Genomic DNA, 17,494 nt, shown 5'->3' with positions numbered 1-17,494 from the left:
TTAATTGTCATTGCGATCCGCCTGAGGTGGTATAGGACTTTTCTCTCCCAGCCCATTTTTTATGTAAGCTCTCTCTTCTTACTCCCATTACGACTACTAACCTAGTCGATACAAAAAAATGGGCTGGGTAGTTTATCTTTTGGTTCAAATTGAGCAGATTGCTCATGGGTATACTCCCACTACTTATTCCTTCGCAATCTGCTGTGTAGAAAAAGATAATGGTCGTTCGGCCTAAGCAAACTGCCTCCCCAAGGTCTTACTAGACCTTTTAAGATCCAATTAACTAGCCAGTTTGAGAGGCCGAACGACAAAGACGCAGGGCATGGGGTATGGGAGGAGGAAGAGTTGGAGCGGATGACAAACTATCATGCTGGCAGTATACTGACTCGAATGAAGATTCTTGGAATCGAAACCAGTTGTGATGAAACGGCTGCCGCCGTGGTGGAAGATGGCGCAGAGATCCTTTCGAACGTAGTGGCCAGCCAAGCCGACTTGCACGCCCAATACGGCGGCGTGGTGCCGGAAGTGGCAGCTCGTAGTCACATCGAAGTAATGATCCCGGTAGTGGAGCAAGCACTAGCTCAGGCCAAATGCGATTGGGACGATATCGATGGCATCGCCGTGACTTACGGTCCAGGTCTGCTGGGCTCACTTTTAATTGGCGCCCTGACGGCCCGCACCTTGGCCGAGCTCAAACGTAAGCCGCTTTATGGCATTAACCATTTGGAAGGCCACGTTTACGCCAACTACCTAGCGGCCGAAACCAAGCCGACCTTCCCCTACTTGGCCCTAATCATCAGTGGCGCCCACACTCAGCTGGTGCTGTTCCGCGCTCATCACGATTATGAATTACTGGGGCAAACTTTGGACGATGCCGTGGGCGAGGCTTTTGATAAAGTCGCGCGCATCCTGGGCCTCTCCCCTACCCAGGGCGGACCGGCCATTGCCAAAGTTGCAGCTAACGGAAATGATAAAGCTTTTGCTTTTCCTAAGGCTAAAACTGGTGATAATTTTAGCTTCAGTGGGCTCAAAACGGCCGTTCTGCGCCAAGCCCAGCAGCTGGCCGGTGGCGACTTCCGCATGCCATCATTCGAAGTTCATAAACATTTGAGTAAGCAGCAAATTGCCGACTTAGCCGCCAGTTTTCAAAAAACCGCAATCGATACTTTGGTCGGCCACACCGTCAAGGCTTACGAAAAGACGCAACCAAAATCGGTCGTGATCGGCGGTGGTGTGGCGGCCAACCAATTACTGCGCCATGAATTAACTAAGCGCTTGCCGATTCCCGTCTACTTCACCGCCATGAATTTGTGCACCGATAACGCCGCCATGATTGCAGCACTGGGCTTTCACTACGCCCAAGCCGGAAAGAAAATCGACCCGCAATTGCTGCGGGTCGAGCCCAGTTTGAGCATGTAGTTAGGGGCCGTGATCGATTGGTTAAAGCAGCGAAGTCGGCACTTCGATACCCAAACGTTCGAGACTTATAGCCAGCGGGCTGCGCTGGCGCTCGGGCCGTTCAACGGTGATCTGCTTTTCAGCCTCCCCGAGCCGCTCGCGCTCAGCCAAATCCTCCGCCGTCATGGGCCGATATCCTACGACCGCTAGTGTCAGTTGAACGTGGTCCCCACTCAGTTGATCGGAGACTGGGTGGGCAAATAGTTGCTCCAGAACGTCCTTCAGACTTTTACCGGTGAAGGTGGCGTGCTCACTGAACCTCAGGCTGTCACCCAAATAGCCGTAATAGACACCGTCTACCCAGCAGGAATAGTCAGGAGTCGGTATAGCCATGTCCATGCCTCCGCACTTCAAAGGACCTCTCGCGAGATCGACGGATTCATTATACCCCAGGGATTTGGTTGTGGCTCAAAAAACTATAATGACGAAACGAAACAATAAATAGATCACCAGCAAGATGACAATCGATCGAATCCAGCGGTCTTGAGCTGACGGGCCTTCGCTCATGGTTGTAATCGTACCATTTCACACGAAAGAGCTATGGGTATTCATAGGTTGTCATTCTCTGGCTTGACCAGAGAATCTAGCCGTAGATCCTCGGATCAAGTCCGAGGATGACAGATTGGTGTGTGCTAAAATTTGACCATGGCTTTGGATAAAACTTACAACCCGGCCGAGCATGAGGCCGATATTTATAAACTATGGGAAGAATCTGGTGCCTTTAAACCAGCGGGCGATCCGAAAAAAACCTTCTTTAGCATCATTCTGCCGCCGCCCAATGCTAACGGCAGCCTGCACACCGGACATGCCATGTACACGGTCGAAGATATTCTGACGCGCTATCATCGCATGCAGCAGCACCCTACCCTCTGGTTCCCAGGCACTGACCACGCTGGCATCGAAACCCAAGTCGTCTTTGAGCGCGAGTTGGCAAAACAAGGACAGACCCGGGCCGACTTTGAACGAGCCGATTTTTACCAGCAAGTCTGGGACTTCACCATGTCCAACCAACAAAAGATGCTCGATCAAATGCGCTCACTCGGTTTCAGCTTGGACTGGAGCAAACAGAAATTTACCCTTGATGAGGACATCGTCGAGATCGTTTACGACACCTTTAAACGTATGCATTCCGACGGTTTAATTTACCGGGCCAATCGCATCGTCAACTGGTGCCCTAACTGCCACGCGGCCTTTGCCGATATCGAAATAAAATACCAGGAGCGGATCGATCCCCTCTACTACGTTAAGTATGGGCCCTTTGTGGTGGCAACAGTCCGGCCCGAGCCGATGTTTGCCGATACCGCTATCGCTGTTAACCCAAAAGACGAGCGATACCAGAAATGGATTGGTCAGGATGTGGAAGTGGAATTGCTTTGGGGCAAACGGACACTGCCGGTTATTGCCGATGCCCATGTGGACCCGGACTTTGGAACTGGGGTAATTAAAGTGACGCCGGCTCACGACCCTAACGACTGGGATATGGCCCAGCGCCACAAACTCAAAGTGATCCAAGGCATTGGCACCGACGGCCGCCTGACTGATCTGGCTGTCCGCTACGCCGGTATGCCAGTGGCTGAAGCCCGCGAACAAGTGGCCCACGATCTAGAAGAACGCGGCCTGATGGACCATGTTGAAATGGATTATCACCATAGTGTGGCTGTTCACGATCGCTGCGGCACCGTTATTGAACCGCTCGTAACCGAGCAGTGGTGGGTCAAAGTTGAGCCGCTAGTTGGCCCGGCTATTAAAGCTATTGAAGCTGGCGAAATCACTTTTGTGCCGGCTAGATTTAAAAAGCAAGCCGTCGATTGGTTAACAAATTTACGTGATTGGAACATCAGCCGCCAGATCGTTTGGGGAATTCAAATTCCGGTTTTCTATAACGCTAGCAACGATAAAACCAAGGACCCTTACCTGATCACAACCGATGCGGCTGAAGCCGAAAAATACTATGGTAAGGGCAATTTCGAGGCCGAAATTGATACCTTCGACACCTGGTTTTCCAGCTCCCAATGGCCCTTTGCCACGCTGATGTCGACTGGCGATTTTGATCAGTTCTACCCCACCTCCGTCATGGATACGGGCCGCGATATTCTCTACCTTTGGGTCACCCGCATGATCATGATGGGGCTCTATCGCACCGGCCAAGTCCCCTTTAAAACGGTCTACCTCCACGGCCTGGTTCAAGATGCTCAAGGTAAAAAAATGAGTAAGAGTAAAGGCAACGTCATTAACCCGCTTGATCTTACAGCCAAGTACGGCACCGATGCTTTGCGCTTGGCCCTAACCATTGGCATCGGACCCGGCAACGATGGGCCGCTCTCAGATCAAAAAGTCGAGGGTTACCGCAATTTCTGTAACAAACTCTGGAACGTGGCCCGATTTGTCCTCGATAAAACTTCTGGTCATCCTGAACTTGATTCAGGATCGATTCCGGATCGAGTCCGGAATGACAATTCTTATTCCCCCACCGCACCTAAACCCAAGGCTTTGGCCGACAAGTGGATCCTGACTCGCCTGTCGCTGGCGATCAAAGACGCAACCGCCAACATCGAAGCTTACCAGTTCAGCCAGGCCGGCCAAGCCATCTACGGCCTGCTCTGGGACGACTTTGCCGATTGGTATCTGGAAGCTAGCAAAGTTGAGCTCAACGTAAGCGTTTTGGTGTATGGGCTTGAAACAATTTTGAAACTGCTCCACCCCTTGGCCCCGTTTGTAACGGAAGTGATATGGCAGAATTTACCTTGGCAAAAGCGAAATCTCATTGTTGAAGCCTGGCCTAAGCCAACTGATGACTTTAAGCTTCAAGCCGCTGATTTTGAAAACCTGCAAATTATTATTAGTGAGTTAAGAAACTTACAAAAAGAGCTTAGCTTAGGTAAAATCAACGTGACAACGGGGGAGGATCTGCTGCATCAAAACGCAGCCCTTGTAACTGGTCTAACTGGGGCGACATTAAAGACGGGGCAGGGGAGTGGGCTGGCCTTAACCAACACGGCTTTGGCAGTTTGGGTGGAGGTTAGCCCCGACAAAATAGAAAAATATGCCGCAGTTTTAAAGCAAAAGCGGGATGATCAAAAGAATAGGGGAGAGCGTGCCCGCAAATTGCTGGCTAATCCTGATTTTGCCACTAAAGCATCGGCCGAGGCCAAAACTCAGCAGCAAGATATCGCAGCTGAAGCTGAGCTGCTAACATCAAAGTTGGATGAGCAGATCACCAAAATCACCAAGTCGTAAGCAGCTCACTATTGGGCTAATTTTGCTTTTGATTATCCTTGAGCAGATCTTTCGGCCTCTAAATCACTTAGCCAGCAGTCGCGCCTTGGCCGCCGTTAGTCGTGGTGATCACCAGCAGAGCATCGATCGAGCTCTAGTATGGTACCGGGTGGCCGACACGCTGGCGCCCAATAATCCGCAAATTGATCTAAAATTGGCGCAAACCTATCTGAAAGCTGACCAAAATAAGGCCGCTCTGACCAATGCCGAAGCGGCCACCAACCACGGGGCTGGCACCGAGGCTCTAGTGGTTAAATCTCAGGCGCTCTTGGAGCTTGACCAGCCCCAAGCCGCCGCCAGTGCCGCCGAAGCTGCTGTTCAAAATTCAACCAATGATGCTGCCGCCCAAACTCAATTGGGTTTGGGCTACGCCGCTCAAGACGATTGGAGCAAAGTCGATCAAATGATTAGCCTCTTGGGCTCATCTGAGGCCGCTAGAACCCTTTCTGGACTTAAGCACGACCATTTTGCTTTGGCTCAACTGTTCTATGCCCAGGGGCTCCTAAATAGCTCGCAGCGGATTTTGGAACGCTACCCGCAAGAAAACTCGCAGTACTACTTATTAAGAGCCGTGCTAGCGCTGAGGTTAGCAACAGATAAGAAAACTGGATTGGAGCAGGGGAGGGGACTGCTGGAAAAAGGCCTGGCTCTCAGCCCTGAGCGTATCGATCTGCGCCAACTTCTCCAACAAATTGATAATGATTTGGGTGATAGTACCGCGGCCGCAGAGCAGGGGACTAAGATCCAGGCGCTGCAGAGTGGCAAAATTTAACCGGCCTAAACATTCAAAACTGGTTTAAATGCTTGGGTCGAGCCCCTCACTAAATGCTGGATTTGGTGAGGGGCGCTCGACGCTTCAGTGGCTGACGATCGCTCTTAGCGCCTCCCAGACTTCAGTGTGGCTGACGATCCGACGAGCCCCTAGTGGCACATCGGGTGAAATTATGTCTAGGTCACGCTGAAAGGAGGACAGGACGGCGTTATCCGCCCAAATTCGGTCGAGCAGACGGGACAGCTCTTGAGTTGTGAAGCGACCCGGCTTGACGATGCCGGCGCGACGGGCTTCGTCGAGCAAAGCATCACTGGGGACGGTTGAGGAAAAGGTGGCAACCATGGGGTGTCCTTTCGGGACGGAGATAATCGGTTTGCGTCGAGGTTCTGGGTCATTTCTGACCTTGGCGCTATAGTTTATCATAAAGCTTATGGTTTGTCAATGGTTTATAACTGGCGGAGAGGGTGGGATTCGAACCCACGGAGGCCTTGCAGCCTCACCGCATTTCGAGTGCGGCGCACTAGTCCACTATGCGACCTCTCCAAAAAAGCCTGCACATTGTGCAGGATCATTATGACACTTTCTGGCGCGCTCGGCAGGGCTCGAACCTGCGACCTCCGGCTCCGCAAGCCGACGTTCTATCCAACTGAACTACGAGCGCCCGAACCAAAAAAGACTAGCACAATCTCGGGTTATTATAAAGCCTAAAAGTGTAAGTAACGGGCGGCCCGTTCAACCAAATCGGGCTCGCGGTCTTGGCGCGGCAGGTGCTGTTCCAGCAATTCAATAATTTGATCGCGATTGTCGTCTTCGAACAGAATATTCAACCGCGGCATGAAGCGCCGCATCGGTTCCAAATCAATTAGGTGCCAGGCCAGATCTTGAATTACGCCAAAAGTCCGAAAAGAATCGTAGTCGTAGAACTTGGTATCGATAGTTAAACCGCGATCGCCCAGTGAGTAATTTAGGACTCGGGGTTGTTTTTTGGTATAAACCAGCAGGGCCACGGCCATCAAACCAAAGACGCCAATTGAGAGCCATTGATGGGTGATAACCGCCACTGCCACCAGTGCCGCCACCACTACAAAGAAGATCAAATACCACCCAATCCGCTTGTCGTGATGAACGAATTCTGAGGCCTGCCATTGCAATACTGGAGTATCGGCTTCGGCCGGTTCGGTCGCCTCGGCTGCTGGTGCCGGCTCGGGCTGAACTGGCTCTGGCCCAGATTCTTGAACCGGGGTTTGGGCCGGGGCCGGAGCAGGCGCGGGTTCAGGTGCAGCCGGCGGCGGTGCCGCTTGAGCAGCATCAGTCTGGGGGTTAAAAATCGCTCCGGGTTGAGGTTTTGGCGCTTCAGGCTCCATGCCATGATTATGCTACAACCTTAGCGCGTGGGCAAACCGCAGCCTGATTGTTGCACGAACAGGTATAATAAAGTTAATGACCCAAGACAATCAACCAACCCAACTACCTAATGCCATGACCCGCTTGGTCCAGCAATCCATGCATCCCAATCTGAGTGAACATGATCGCTTGCGCATTTGTCTGCCGACCTGTTTTTACATTTTGGCCAAGGCCTACGGTTATTTAGAGGGCGTCTCACCGGAAGAATTTATTGATAACTTGGACCAAGCTACTCGGTTAGAGGCGGGGGAGTGGAGCCGACCCAAGTTTTCGCGCTTTTTGCGCCAACGCTATGGCATCAAAATTGTCTCGTGGTGGACCGGCAAGAATCGGACCGACTTAATTCCCGAGCGGGACAAGCGCCGGATGCATGAATTTGGTTATTTAGATGACGAGGCTGAAACCGACTTTTTTTGGCAGCAGGTGGTTGATCGTGATGTGGCCCAAATTGTTCAAGCCGGACATCCGGTGATTGCCACCGTCTTGCCGGGCTTTGGCCAAAACCGGGCCTTGCATTCGATCATTCTAGCTCGCTGGGCAGACGGCCAAGTTGATGTCATCGACCCCGACGATCGCAATCCAGAAAAGCCCTACCCAGAAGATTACATTCGTAGCAAGCTGAATCCCAACGGCGCCTGTAGCATCATTCTGCCGAAGAACTCTTAATAAAGCGAAACGCCCCCGGGACGTTCCGCTTGTTACAGCGAAACGCCACAGGGGCATGGTGTCTACTCGTGTCGAGCCTGTTCGGCCAGGAACTTGGTGCGACGTTTGCGCGTGCGCCGCATTGCCGACATAAGCCAGAAGAGGATGATGCTCATGGCAATTTCGAACGGGGCGTTGACCACGTGGTACCTGAGCTTCTTGAGCTTTTCCTTCATCACGACCTTTCGGTTTGAAACGAAACGCTACAGGTGCAGCGACGTGAACCTCCGTACCTCTTTGGACACAAACTGATCGTCTTCAAGCTCAACCCCAACGAACAAATCTGTCCCAAGGTAGTTGAAGGTGCAGAATCCCTTGATCCACTGTGAATGATCACTGTCAGCACCGAGCAGGGTGATGGACATGTGGACCGTAGTGCGGTCGAAGAACCGTACTACCAGTTCGGAGCGCCCAATCAAGTACTTGCTGGTCGCGATTTCGAAATCGAACCAAGGGCGCGAAAGGCCTTCCGGTAGATCGGGATGCCGAAGGCAGGTCTGAGCGACCTGGATGGCGAAGGTATTTTGGTGTACTAGTCTCAAGGTACTTATCCTTCCATTCGGGAGAGGCCCTGGGTTTCAGGGGTCTGGCATTAGGCCAGAACTTGTAAATTACCTTATCATAAAAAGTATTAAAAGTCAATGTTAGAACCGCTTGTGTTCTTGAATAAAAACCCATGCAATCGTATACTTACCTACTTAAGGGGAGGGGTCGCATAGTGGCCGAGTGCACCGGTCTTGAAAACCGGAGGCCCGCAAGGGTCCGTGGGTTCGAATCCCACCCCCTCCGCCAGCAATTATTTCCAAAAGGTTAAGCCAGGATCGTCCTTGATCCTGGCTTTGCTTTGTTAGCAGCGGTCTGAGTGCCAGTAGCAGCCTCCGACTATGATGTCGCAACCATCGGGTGCACACTGCATTCGCCCGTTAAGCATGATCTCCTTGGGTCGGTTTGCAAGCATCTGACTAAGCTTCTCCCAAGCCTCCTTATCGTAGTTACAGTCGCCAGGTCTATGGGTCTTCCAGCAGACGCTGCAATTCCGTGGCTGGTTCTTGTCCCAGATCGCCTCTGCCCTCTGTTTTGCATTGGGTTCTTGCATTTCGCTCTCTCCTAGCAGCCGTATCCGGAGTCATCATTGCGGTGAAGTTTTTTGCCTGAGTTTAGCCAAGCGTGCAGTTTGGCGTGTCGATGTTCGTTTGGGCAGGGTTGGCCTGGGGTGACTCGCGTGTTGCAGTCGTTGCACCTGACTCGTCCTGGATTTTGCTGCGGCGGCGGTTGATCCAAGCCCCAGCGGACTTTGGCGCGGGCAAGGGCGGATTTTTCTGTCATTTGGTTCTTTCAGTAAAAGGGGTAGAAGATGTTGCCATTGTGGTCTGTACGAGGCTGAGCTTGTGATGGCTCGAGTTCCTCTCTAAACATAGCCTTGAGGGTTGGAGGCATTTCGGGGAAGTACCCGGACTCTGCTTCACGTTCAAAGTTTTCGATTTCCCTATCGCTGTTCTTCATGTCTCCTCTTTTTCAAGTTGCGTTGGCTGACTTTCGTCCGCCGGTGGGCGGACTCTTCAGGGCGGTTTTCCGCCGAGTCAGCTCCCGGGGTATTTCCCCGGGAGGGTTTGTTGTGACAGTATCCTTCTGCCGGGAGTAGCTGGTTCTAGTGGTGTGCTGCTCGTGCCCAGTCCTGCTGACGCCAGCCGGGGTTGCACCAGTCGCAGTTAGCCGTCCTGTGCCCGTGGCCTCTGTGGTTGTGGTAGTGGATGGCGTAGAGGTAGCCCTTGTCGTCGGCCAGGTTGTAGGTTATGACTTCGTTGCACTCGCCGCATCTCTCTGAGCTGTAGGCCATCTTGTAGCTCCCGTGTCATTGTGCTCTGGCCGGGCGATTCCCGACTCAGCGCAAGCATTATAAGAGTAATTTCATGAAATGTCAATATACTATAGTACACAAATATTGATTAACAGGTTTAATATGAAACTAGAAACGTCAAAATTAAATTGACAAAGTAGAATTTATTAACTATTATTGAACTATGAACTCGGAACTTCTAGAATCAGCAGGCCTAACAAAATCCCAGGCTCGGGCGTATTTAGCTTTGATCAAGAACGGCAAGCTAACTCCCCCGCAACTAGCCGAAAAACTGGGCGAGGGTCGAACCAACGCCTATATGGTGCTGGATAAACTGGTTGAACTTGGGCTGGCAACAAAAAGTGATGTAGCAAAAAAGCTGGTTTATCAGCCCACAAACCCGACCGCCTTGGAGCGATTAGTTGAAACTAAACGAAAGAATGCCTTGGCGATAGAAAAGCAAGTCCGTGATAACATGCCTCAACTCCTTAATTTTTATTACACTTATCTTGATCAACCCGGCATACGGTTCTTCTCTGGGCGGGACGGGATTCTGCGCATGTATGAAGACCAGCGTAGAACACGAGCCGATGTTTACTTTATGCGCTCGGATGCTGATTTTAACGCGCTGGGCAAAGACCTATATTTGCACATGGAAAAGCGCGGCAAACTGGGCATCAAAACTTACGGCATTGAGCCGGACGAGCCCGATAACGTCGAGTACTCAAAAGAAAACGATAAGAGAATTGGCCGAGATATGCGGTTTTTGCCTCAAGGGACCTACACCGCGCCCGTAAACGTCTATGTTTATGGGGATAAAACTGCCCTAATTTCATACAGCCAGGAACTGATTGGCACTATCATTGAAAGCCCCCAAATTGCCAGCGCAATGAGGCAGATCCTAGGATTGGTTAGGGCTGGTGCAAAAATAGCCTAGTTCGTCGGAATCCCACCCCCTCCGCCAGTTAATTAATATTGACATTCATTAATTGTTATGCTAATATATCCTCCAATTGCCGACGTCCGTTGGCTCGCACCTCGAAGGAGAATCCCGTGTCTGCAACCGCTGGCACCCTGCAAGCCGACAGCAAGTCGGAGGCACCGATGCTCTTTGTTGTCCTCACCATCCTCTTCATCTTGGCCGTCATCTACTCGGCCGGTGTTGGCGCAGTAGCGGGACTAGAGCGCAATCTGGCGCCTTACAACGTCCCGGTCTACGCATCGGACTACATGAGGAAGCTTGGGTTCAACCCAAGCGTGTCTCACCCGCTCGAACTCGGCAGCGCCATCGAAGGCTCTTCCGGTCGAGTCAACGGGGTGGCCCACTTTAACCTGCTGTTCGGCAGCGGGGGAGGTTCGGCCAACGTCCGAGGCCAAAGCCTGCCGGCATCGTCGGTACGTCTCGGCCTGACCATCGGACACGACAGCTACATCCTGGAGTTGCCATATTCCAAGGTCAAGTTCGTGCAGACGAACGCACCAGCAACGGCGACGTTCACAGTTCGGAGCCAGAAGCTGGACCAGCGCAAGGTTGCGATCGACTGGCATTGCCAGACGTTCCTGGCTCCGGCCTGCCACAAGTTTGCCGAAGTTCAGACAACAGCAGTCGACACCGCCAAGTGGCCCGCCATCCGCGATGCTGGCCTGGCTGCTCTGTTGTCCGACAACATCATCTCCGTCAGGCTCACCCTCTCACCCTCTCAGTACCAGCGGTACTTGAATGGGTGAGACCGCCCCGCCATGCAAGCGATACGCTTCGCCCCGGCGGGGCGTATCATTTTAAAGTCGATTCGGCTATAATTCAGCGGTTCTGCTGAATTGAAAGAATAAGTTTTGCAAACCAGTGAAACGTTTGCAAAACTTGAAGGAGCAGCGATGTGAAGGCTAGAGCTGTGCGATGAAATCGTCGCAGCGTCAGCCGGAAGTGCCGCTGCGACGCTGGAATGGGGACCCCAAACCAAACCAGCATAGCGTTTGGTTTGGGGATAAGGAGAGGTACCCAAGAGGCTGAAGGGGCTGGTTTGCTAAACCGGTAGGGGGGCGCAAGCTCCCGCGAGGGTTCGAATCCCTCCCTCTCCGCCAGCAATTATTTAATGCTTCGCCGCTACAGCGCCCCAGACCGATTTGGCGCCAGCCGATTTGAGCACTAGGGCCGCTTCGCTGAGGGTAGCACCCGTTGTTAAAACATCATCGATTATTAATATTCGCTGACCCTCTACCAAAGCCGACCGGCGGACGATGAAGCTGCCGCGAACTTGCTCTAAGCGCTTGCGCCGGCTGATCCCAACCTGACTGGCGACCTCCAGCCGGCCGAGCAGTGGGCGATAGGGGAGGCCAGTGGCCCGAGCAATGGCTTTGGCGATCAGCTCAGCTTGATGATAACCGCGGCGGCGATAGCGCGACGGCGCGCCCGGGATGGCCGTGATGCAATCGAAAGCGGTGGGGGAGAGTAGGGGAGTGATGAGAGTGGCTAGAGTTTGAGCCGCCGCCACTTGATTCTGATACTTTAGGGCTTGGACAAGCTCTTTTACAACACCCTCGTAATAAGATGCCACTACCACGCCGGCCAGTTTGGTCTGGCGACGGCAGGCTGGGCAGGTTCGGCCGCCCGGGCTTAATTTGTTGCAACGATAGCAAGTCGGCCGCTTAGTTGGCTGGCGACTCAAGCAATCGGGGCAGAGTGGCGCGCCCTCGACCCCGCAGCCCAAACAGTAATGCGGTGCTATCAGACTAAGAATATGATCGGCAACTAACACTCGTAAGCTTCCTTGCTTTTGTCCTATTAGTCTGCCTATAATAAGCCAAAGGCTCAGGTTAGACAACCTGTTATGGTGGGGCCAATGGCCGAAGAGCAATTAAGCGGAGGTAATTATGGCTCGCAAGAATGCCGATAGTTCAGACGAAGACGTTTTAAATGATGATTTCTTAGAGGGCGACGTGGAAGCTAGCGATGAATGGCTAGGGGATAGCGAAGATCTAGAGGGTCAGCTGGCCGTCGATGTCTATCAGACCAAGGATAACATCGTCATCAAAGCTCCGATCGCGGGCGTCAAACCCGATCAAATCGATATCAGCGTATCCGATGATATGTTAACTTTGCGCGGCGAACGCGTCGACGAAAAAGAAGTTGACCGTGAACATTACTACGTCCAGGAATGCTACTGGGGTGCCTTTTCCCGCTCCATCATATTGCCGGTGGCAACGGTGGCCGAAAAAGCCCAAGCCAGTTTGAAAGACGGGGTTTTGACCGTGACGATTCCAAAGGCCATCCAAGATAAGGTCAAAAAGATTAAAGTTGAACCAATGGGCTAACTAGCCTAGTAATAAAAAAACGGCCTGCGGGCCGTTTTTTTGTGCTGGTTTGAACTAACCGAGTTTGCTGACTACGAAGCTCACGATGGCAAAGCTTAGAGCTGCCACGACCAAACCAATGATGGCAAATAGGATGGTGTCTTTGGCGCCAGTCACAGCCGAAGGGTTTCCGGCCGAAATAACGTAGCGCAAACCGCCGATGATTAACATGATGACGGATATGGCACCGACTATGAAAATCAGAGTGTTAGACACTTTCTGGAACAGCCCACCGCTCGAGAATAGATTGTCTTTGGCGCCAGTCGGTTGAGCTGCATTGACGCCGGAACATAGGGCCGAGGGCACGTTGGCACAATCGGCTGCGCCGACAGCCTGCGGCAAAACGAAGCTGGCCATGGCGACTTCGGTCACAAAAAGCCCTGCGTTTCTGAGTCTTGATCGATTCATTTTGATTATGATTACTCCTATAGGATTGCTATTTATTGAAAATTGTAACAGGCATGAGCGCTTTTGTCATTAGAATCTGCCGACTACGAAGTTAACTATGGCAAAGGCTAGTCCCGCCACCACCACGCCAATAACGGCGTAGAGAATAGTGTCTTTGGCTCCGTTGGTAGCTTGAGGACTGCCGGCCGAGAGGACGTAACGCAGGCCGCCGATGATAACCATGATGACGGAAATAGCACCGACGATGAAAATTAAAGTATTAGCCAATCTTTGGAATAGACTCCCGCTACCACCAAACAGCGAAGTCGTGGACGAACTAGCTGGTGCCCCACAGGAAATTCCGCCGGAAATCGTTAAGTTGCTGGAATCACAGGCGGCGGAGGCTGGGCCAGTCAGGGCCGGCGCCAGCGCTAGCCCTACCATGATAGTTAGCGCCAAACTGGATACTAGGCGCCTGATTGAGACTCGAAAATTCATCATAAGGTAATTGCTCCTGTTACAAACCGAACTATAGCTAGGGCGGCGAAAGCAATGACCACCCCAATTACAGCATACAGTATCGTATTCTTGGCATCGTTGGTGGCTTGGGGATTCCCGGCTGAGAGCACATAGCGCAGGGCTCCAACTAACACCATTATCACCGAGATAGCGCCGATGACGAAGGCAAAGACGTTGACGCCCTTTTGAATAATCGTACCAATCGAGGTATTGGGGTTAGCAAAACCGCTGCCGCCAGTGACGTTGCCATTGTTATCGATTGTAACCGCCAGCATTCGAATGTAGTGCATCAAGTGAATAGTCCTCGTACGAATTTTACTATAACCAATGCCAGTATGACGATAACCAAACCAACAATCGCAAAAGTAATGGTGTTTTTGGCCTTAGCTACACTCTGCGGGTTACCAGCCGAAATTGTATACTGAAAAGCTCCGATTAGCACAAATATAACGGCCAAGGTGCCAGCGGCAAATAGCAGCCAATTTAGAGCGTTAGTCAAAAGCACAAAGACGGCGTTAATGCCTTGTGAGCAAACCTGTTGATCGGTTGGCAAGAGACCCCGCTTTGCCGTCGAAACGGTCGAACAATCTTGGGCCACAGCCAGTTTGAAGATGAGCAGATTCAGATTCATCACGTCACTCCCAACAAATGCAGGATAACAAACATTAGCGATAGTAACACCAACCCAATAATGGCATTAACCAAATGGGTCTTGGCCGATTTGATGCCATCGGGATTGCCTTGAGAAACGATGTATTGGATGCCGCTGATGACGATGGCAAAGACCGCTAGCACCGCCAGCAAGCGGACCGCCCAGTTGATTATGAACTGAAGCAAGCTATAAATCGGATTCTTGTTGGTGCAGTCGAGCTTAAGTCCGGGTGTGGCCGTATCAGGGCAGCCGTTACTGGTGCTGCTAGCAGCGCTACCGCTGGCATTATTGATAGTTGGTCGGCCTGGAACGATGGCGACCGAATAAATACAGGCCTGCCCGCCAAAGGGGTTGTTTACTAAGACTCCGTGAGTCTTACCTAATCCAGACGGAAAGCTAGAAATGGTTTTGTCTGGGCAGGGACCATTGGCTGGTGCCGGGAATGAGACCGCCCATTTAGCCTCCTGCGGCAGCGCCAAGCAAGCCTGCAGCGGCGAAGCCGTTTGACGTCCACTGGTAGTAACCACGACCAGATCGTTGCCACAGTCGGTACCGGGGTTACCGTAAGTATAAGTGTCGTTAGGGTTGGTGGCAGCAGCCGTTTTTGGAGCCAACCCGATCAGTAAGCCAATCGCCGCAACTAAGGCCACGGCCGGCACCATCTTGAATAGGAGCTTATTCATGCTGCCTCGATTCTATCTGAAGCGTAAGCGTCGTGTCAAAGCGCGTCCGTTTGCCTAGTTGTCATTCTCAACGGAAAGTCTCCGACAAAATTCCGGAGACGCTACCGATTGGGAATCTCCACGACTTACGATCCCCGATCCGGAGCATCCATAGAGGATTTCCGGTCGGGGATGACCTAATGACGCGTCGTGTCAAAGTATAAGCTTAAGTGGTTTTGTCAATTCAGCTTTACAGAAGTGACATTTTCGGGTATGCTAACAAGTTCGTTTAGTGGACATATTATGAAGCAGACAGCGACCAAATTAAAGAAGTTGGCGGTACTAGCCAGTACCATCTTTGTCCTGGCATCACCAGCCCTAGCCCTGGCCCAAGGCGAGGTTTATTCCTGGCAGGATTCCAATCACCAAGCCGTTATAGCAACCGCTGGAGTTTACGGCTCCAACTCAGTTACCTTTCACCAAAGCTCCAAACAGCAATCAGCCTATACCGCCAGCAACATCACCGACTGTCAGACGGATAATGGGCAGGCCAGCGCCACCCTAAAGTTAGCCAGCTCTGATGCCCAGGCTGCTAGCGACCAGCCGGCCGCCGCCACCTTGGAAACCACCTGCACCACTAGCGCAGATCTGACCGTAAGTGTTTACAAAGACGCAGCCGCGGCCAAAAACGCTTCGTCCAGCGATAACTCGTCAACGAGCTGTAAGGGTGGTGTTTTAAGCTATGTAGTATGCCCGGCTTATAACTTTATTCTTGATTCCATCAATAAGATCGAGCAAGACTTTATTATTCCATTTCTTCGCCTTAACCCAATTGTAGTCCAGCACAATTCTCCGACTTATGCGATTTGGCAGCAGTTTCGAAACCTAGCCAATATTGGCTTCATCATTGCTTTTTTGGTGATTATTTTTGCCACCACTCTATCCATTAACATCGATAGTTACTCACTCAAAAAAGCCTTGCCGCGACTAGTCATGGCAGCAATTCTGGTGCAGTTTTCGTATTTATTGGTGGCTATGGCGGTTGATATTACTAATATCATTGGCGCCGGCCTCCAGGCACTCGTGCTTTCGCCGCTCAGGAATCAATCGTCAGTACTAATCACTAACGCCGTCGGTATTGGCGGCATAGCGGCTGGTATCGCTGGCATAGTCGCGCTTGCCAGTGGCATCATTACTCTTCAGATTCTAGTAATTTTGGTGGCCGCTTTCTTCGCTATTATTTCGGTTTTCCTAACTCTTGTGGCTAGGCAGATATTAGTAACCCTGTTGCTAATTTTGAGCCCGCTGGCCTTTGTGGCTTGGATTTTGCCGAACACCGAGCATCTCTTTAAAGTTTGGCGGACCATGTTGCTGCGTTTGCTAATGATGTACCCAATGATTGTGTTGCTGTTTGCCAGTGGCAAGCTGTTTAGTTCAGCTGCGGCTAGCACTACTGGTGGTGCTGGGACGATTAACTCCAGCTTGATTTCGCTCATTAGCGTAGTGGCCGGCTTGGTGCCGTTGTTCCTAATCCCTTTCACTTTTAAATTCGCCGGCATGGCGCTAGTCAGTATTAGTACGATGATTACTAATGCCGGTAAGGGTCTGCAAACTCGCCATCAATCCTCAGCCAGCTATGAGCGGATGAAGACGCGCGTCCAGCAGCGCCGGACCGAGCTAGCGGCCGGACAAAAAGTTAAAGGCTTTGGTCTAGTGACGGGCAATCGCGCCAGCGCCCAGATTGCCCGAGGCATATATACCGTACCAAATAATGCTGCTAACGTTCGATCCATGGTCAACTTCAACAAGGAAACCAATGATTGGAAGAAGCGGCTGGAGGAGGAAAACCTGGGTTACGAGGGTGTGTCGTACCTGAGCTTGGGTGAGTCGTGGTATGCCAAAGAACGCAGTGAAACCCAGGGCAAGATTGATGCCGCCAAGAGATTAGGGAATCTGACCGAAGCTCGGATCCAAGAAGAAGCTTTGGATCGTCTTGATCGCGGTCGCGATCAGGGCAAGCTCTACGCTCATAGCTCTGCGGCCAAAGCGGCTGCTGGGTTGTTGCGCTCCGACTGGGAAGTGTTGAGCGATGATGATCGAGCCCAATTAGTTAACTACACCAAACCAACTCAGGCTGGCGATTTGATTGCCAACCAGATGTGGCAGCGCATGAAGGAGGGCGTACGCAAATCCAATCCGCATCTGGCCTACACCGATATCAAAGGCAATGTTGATGCAGCCGAGTTGCTAAAGTTCGTTTCCAAGAAGCCATCGGGTGCCTGGACGGATTATTCCAAAGACACCATTGAGGTCATGGCCAAGCCCGAAAATCACATTTTGCAAGACTTGGCCGCCCAGCAAGTCACGCGCCAGATTATTGTGAATATATTGTCGCAAAGTCCTGGAGCCAGCATTGGTGCCGAACAACAACAAATCATTAAACGAGTGCTCGAGCAAGTCCCCAGCCCTGG

The 17,494-nt window shown here is 51.9% G+C and carries 19 protein-coding genes and 4 tRNA genes; 10 read left to right on the top strand and 13 right to left on the bottom strand.

All coding sequences use genetic code 11. The annotated features are described in order from the left end of the window. The first annotated feature begins 390 nt into the window (after window positions 1-390). The gene (tsaD, locus tag VLE72_03685; GenBank protein HSX14973.1) at window positions 391-1,419 is read left to right on the top strand and encodes a tRNA (adenosine(37)-N6)-threonylcarbamoyltransferase complex transferase subunit TsaD; all 1,029 of its coding nucleotides are present in this window, start codon (window positions 391-393) and stop codon (window positions 1,417-1,419) included. 21 nt (window positions 1,420-1,440) lie between these two features. Here the strand turns inward: tsaD and VLE72_03680 are convergent, their stop codons facing one another. Then, window positions 1,441-1,791, bottom strand: coding sequence for a hypothetical protein (locus VLE72_03680; protein ID HSX14972.1), 351 nt, complete (start codon window positions 1,789-1,791; stop codon window positions 1,441-1,443). Between the two features lie 312 nt (window positions 1,792-2,103). Between VLE72_03680 and VLE72_03675 the strand changes: the two genes are divergently transcribed. Together VLE72_03675 and VLE72_03670 are read left to right on the top strand one after the other, a co-directional pair. Further along, on the top strand, window positions 2,104-4,695 hold the full coding sequence (locus VLE72_03675) for a valine--tRNA ligase (protein ID HSX14971.1): 2,592 nt from the start codon (window positions 2,104-2,106) through the stop codon (window positions 4,693-4,695). Next, window positions 4,664-5,506 (top strand): hypothetical protein, encoded by an 843-nt coding sequence (locus tag VLE72_03670; GenBank protein HSX14970.1) that lies wholly within the window; start codon window positions 4,664-4,666, stop codon window positions 5,504-5,506. Before VLE72_03675 ends, VLE72_03670 begins: the two co-directional genes overlap by 32 nt. Window positions 5,507-5,959: 453 nt before the next feature. Here VLE72_03670 and VLE72_03665 read toward each other — a convergent pair. The 3 genes from VLE72_03665 to VLE72_03655 all read right to left on the bottom strand — a co-directional run bounded on the left by VLE72_03665 (window position 5,960) and on the right by VLE72_03655 (window position 6,870). Continuing rightward, window positions 5,960-6,049: transfer RNA gene (locus tag VLE72_03665), tRNA-Ser, on the bottom strand. 41 nt (window positions 6,050-6,090) lie between these two features. Beyond that, window positions 6,091-6,167 (bottom strand) — tRNA-Arg (locus VLE72_03660). Between the two features lie 43 nt (window positions 6,168-6,210). After that, entirely contained in the window at window positions 6,211-6,870 is a 660-nt protein-coding gene (locus VLE72_03655; protein ID HSX14969.1) for a hypothetical protein, read from the bottom strand. Window positions 6,871-6,946: 76 nt separating this feature from the next. Here VLE72_03655 and VLE72_03650 point away from each other — a divergent pair, with 76 nt between their 5' ends. Beyond that, entirely contained in the window at window positions 6,947-7,576 is a 630-nt protein-coding gene (locus VLE72_03650) for a hypothetical protein (GenBank protein ID HSX14968.1), read from the top strand. 62 nt (window positions 7,577-7,638) lie between these two features. Here the strand turns inward: VLE72_03650 and VLE72_03645 are convergent, their stop codons facing one another. Then, window positions 7,639-7,791 carry a hypothetical protein gene (locus tag VLE72_03645; protein HSX14967.1) on the bottom strand — a complete coding sequence of 51 codons (153 nt, stop codon included), beginning with the start codon at window positions 7,789-7,791 and terminating at the stop codon, window positions 7,639-7,641. A 27-nt stretch (window positions 7,792-7,818) separates the two neighbouring features. Continuing rightward, window positions 7,819-8,157, bottom strand: coding sequence for a hypothetical protein (locus VLE72_03640; GenBank protein HSX14966.1), 339 nt, complete (start codon window positions 8,155-8,157; stop codon window positions 7,819-7,821). A 162-nt stretch (window positions 8,158-8,319) separates the two neighbouring features. Here VLE72_03640 and VLE72_03635 point away from each other — a divergent pair. Beyond that, window positions 8,320-8,407: transfer RNA gene (locus VLE72_03635), tRNA-Ser, on the top strand. 543 nt (window positions 8,408-8,950) lie between these two features. Here the strand turns inward: VLE72_03635 and VLE72_03630 are convergent. After that, a complete protein-coding gene (locus tag VLE72_03630) occupies window positions 8,951-9,118 on the bottom strand; it encodes a hypothetical protein (GenBank protein HSX14965.1) in 168 nt (55 codons plus the stop codon). Window positions 9,119-9,636: 518 nt separating this feature from the next. Between VLE72_03630 and VLE72_03625 the strand changes: the two genes are divergently transcribed. The 3 genes from VLE72_03625 to VLE72_03615 all read left to right on the top strand — a co-directional run bounded on the left by VLE72_03625 (window position 9,637) and on the right by VLE72_03615 (window position 11,534). Beyond that, window positions 9,637-10,389 (top strand): helix-turn-helix domain-containing protein, encoded by a 753-nt coding sequence (locus tag VLE72_03625; protein ID HSX14964.1) that lies wholly within the window; start codon window positions 9,637-9,639, stop codon window positions 10,387-10,389. Window positions 10,390-10,505: 116 nt separating this feature from the next. After that, window positions 10,506-11,180 (top strand): hypothetical protein, encoded by a 675-nt coding sequence (locus VLE72_03620; protein HSX14963.1) that lies wholly within the window; start codon window positions 10,506-10,508, stop codon window positions 11,178-11,180. Between the two features lie 261 nt (window positions 11,181-11,441). Next, window positions 11,442-11,534 (top strand) — tRNA-Ser (locus VLE72_03615). A gap of 8 nt (window positions 11,535-11,542) precedes the next feature. Here VLE72_03615 and VLE72_03610 read toward each other — a convergent pair. Continuing rightward, window positions 11,543-12,208 carry a ComF family protein gene (locus VLE72_03610; GenBank protein HSX14962.1) on the bottom strand — a complete coding sequence of 222 codons (666 nt, stop codon included), beginning with the start codon at window positions 12,206-12,208 and terminating at the stop codon, window positions 11,543-11,545. 115 nt (window positions 12,209-12,323) lie between these two features. Here VLE72_03610 and VLE72_03605 point away from each other — a divergent pair, with 115 nt between their 5' ends. Further along, entirely contained in the window at window positions 12,324-12,764 is a 441-nt protein-coding gene (locus VLE72_03605) for an Hsp20/alpha crystallin family protein (GenBank protein HSX14961.1), read from the top strand. 54 nt (window positions 12,765-12,818) lie between these two features. Here VLE72_03605 and VLE72_03600 read toward each other — a convergent pair whose 3' ends face one another. The 5 genes from VLE72_03600 to VLE72_03580 all read right to left on the bottom strand — a co-directional run bounded on the left by VLE72_03600 (window position 12,819) and on the right by VLE72_03580 (window position 15,044). Continuing rightward, window positions 12,819-13,211: a hypothetical protein gene (locus VLE72_03600; protein ID HSX14960.1), complete on the bottom strand. Its 393-nt coding sequence runs from the start codon at window positions 13,209-13,211 to the stop codon at window positions 12,819-12,821. Window positions 13,212-13,280: 69 nt separating this feature from the next. Continuing rightward, window positions 13,281-13,691, bottom strand: a complete 411-nt coding sequence (locus VLE72_03595; GenBank protein ID HSX14959.1) for a hypothetical protein — start codon at window positions 13,689-13,691, stop codon at window positions 13,281-13,283. Then, a complete protein-coding gene (locus tag VLE72_03590) occupies window positions 13,688-13,999 on the bottom strand; it encodes a hypothetical protein (protein HSX14958.1) in 312 nt (103 codons plus the stop codon). Before VLE72_03590 ends, VLE72_03595 begins: the two co-directional genes overlap by 4 nt. Further along, window positions 13,999-14,340, bottom strand: a complete 342-nt coding sequence (locus VLE72_03585) for a pilin (protein HSX14957.1) — start codon at window positions 14,338-14,340, stop codon at window positions 13,999-14,001. Before VLE72_03585 ends, VLE72_03590 begins: the two co-directional genes overlap by 1 nt. Continuing rightward, complete coding sequence (locus VLE72_03580; protein HSX14956.1) at window positions 14,340-15,044, bottom strand: pilin; 705 nt, start codon at window positions 15,042-15,044, stop codon at window positions 14,340-14,342. Before VLE72_03580 ends, VLE72_03585 begins: the two co-directional genes overlap by 1 nt. A 282-nt stretch (window positions 15,045-15,326) precedes the next feature. Here VLE72_03580 and VLE72_03575 point away from each other — a divergent pair. After that, window positions 15,327-17,494, top strand: a 2,168-nt coding sequence (locus tag VLE72_03575) for a hypothetical protein (GenBank protein ID HSX14955.1), incomplete at its 3' end; no start/stop codon positions are given.

It is taken from the genome of Candidatus Saccharimonadales bacterium (genome assembly GCA_035480635.1).
Classification (GTDB): domain Bacteria; phylum Patescibacteriota; class Saccharimonadia; order UBA4664; family DATIHN01; genus DATIHN01.
This window is presented reverse-complemented; position numbering and strand designations above follow the sequence as displayed.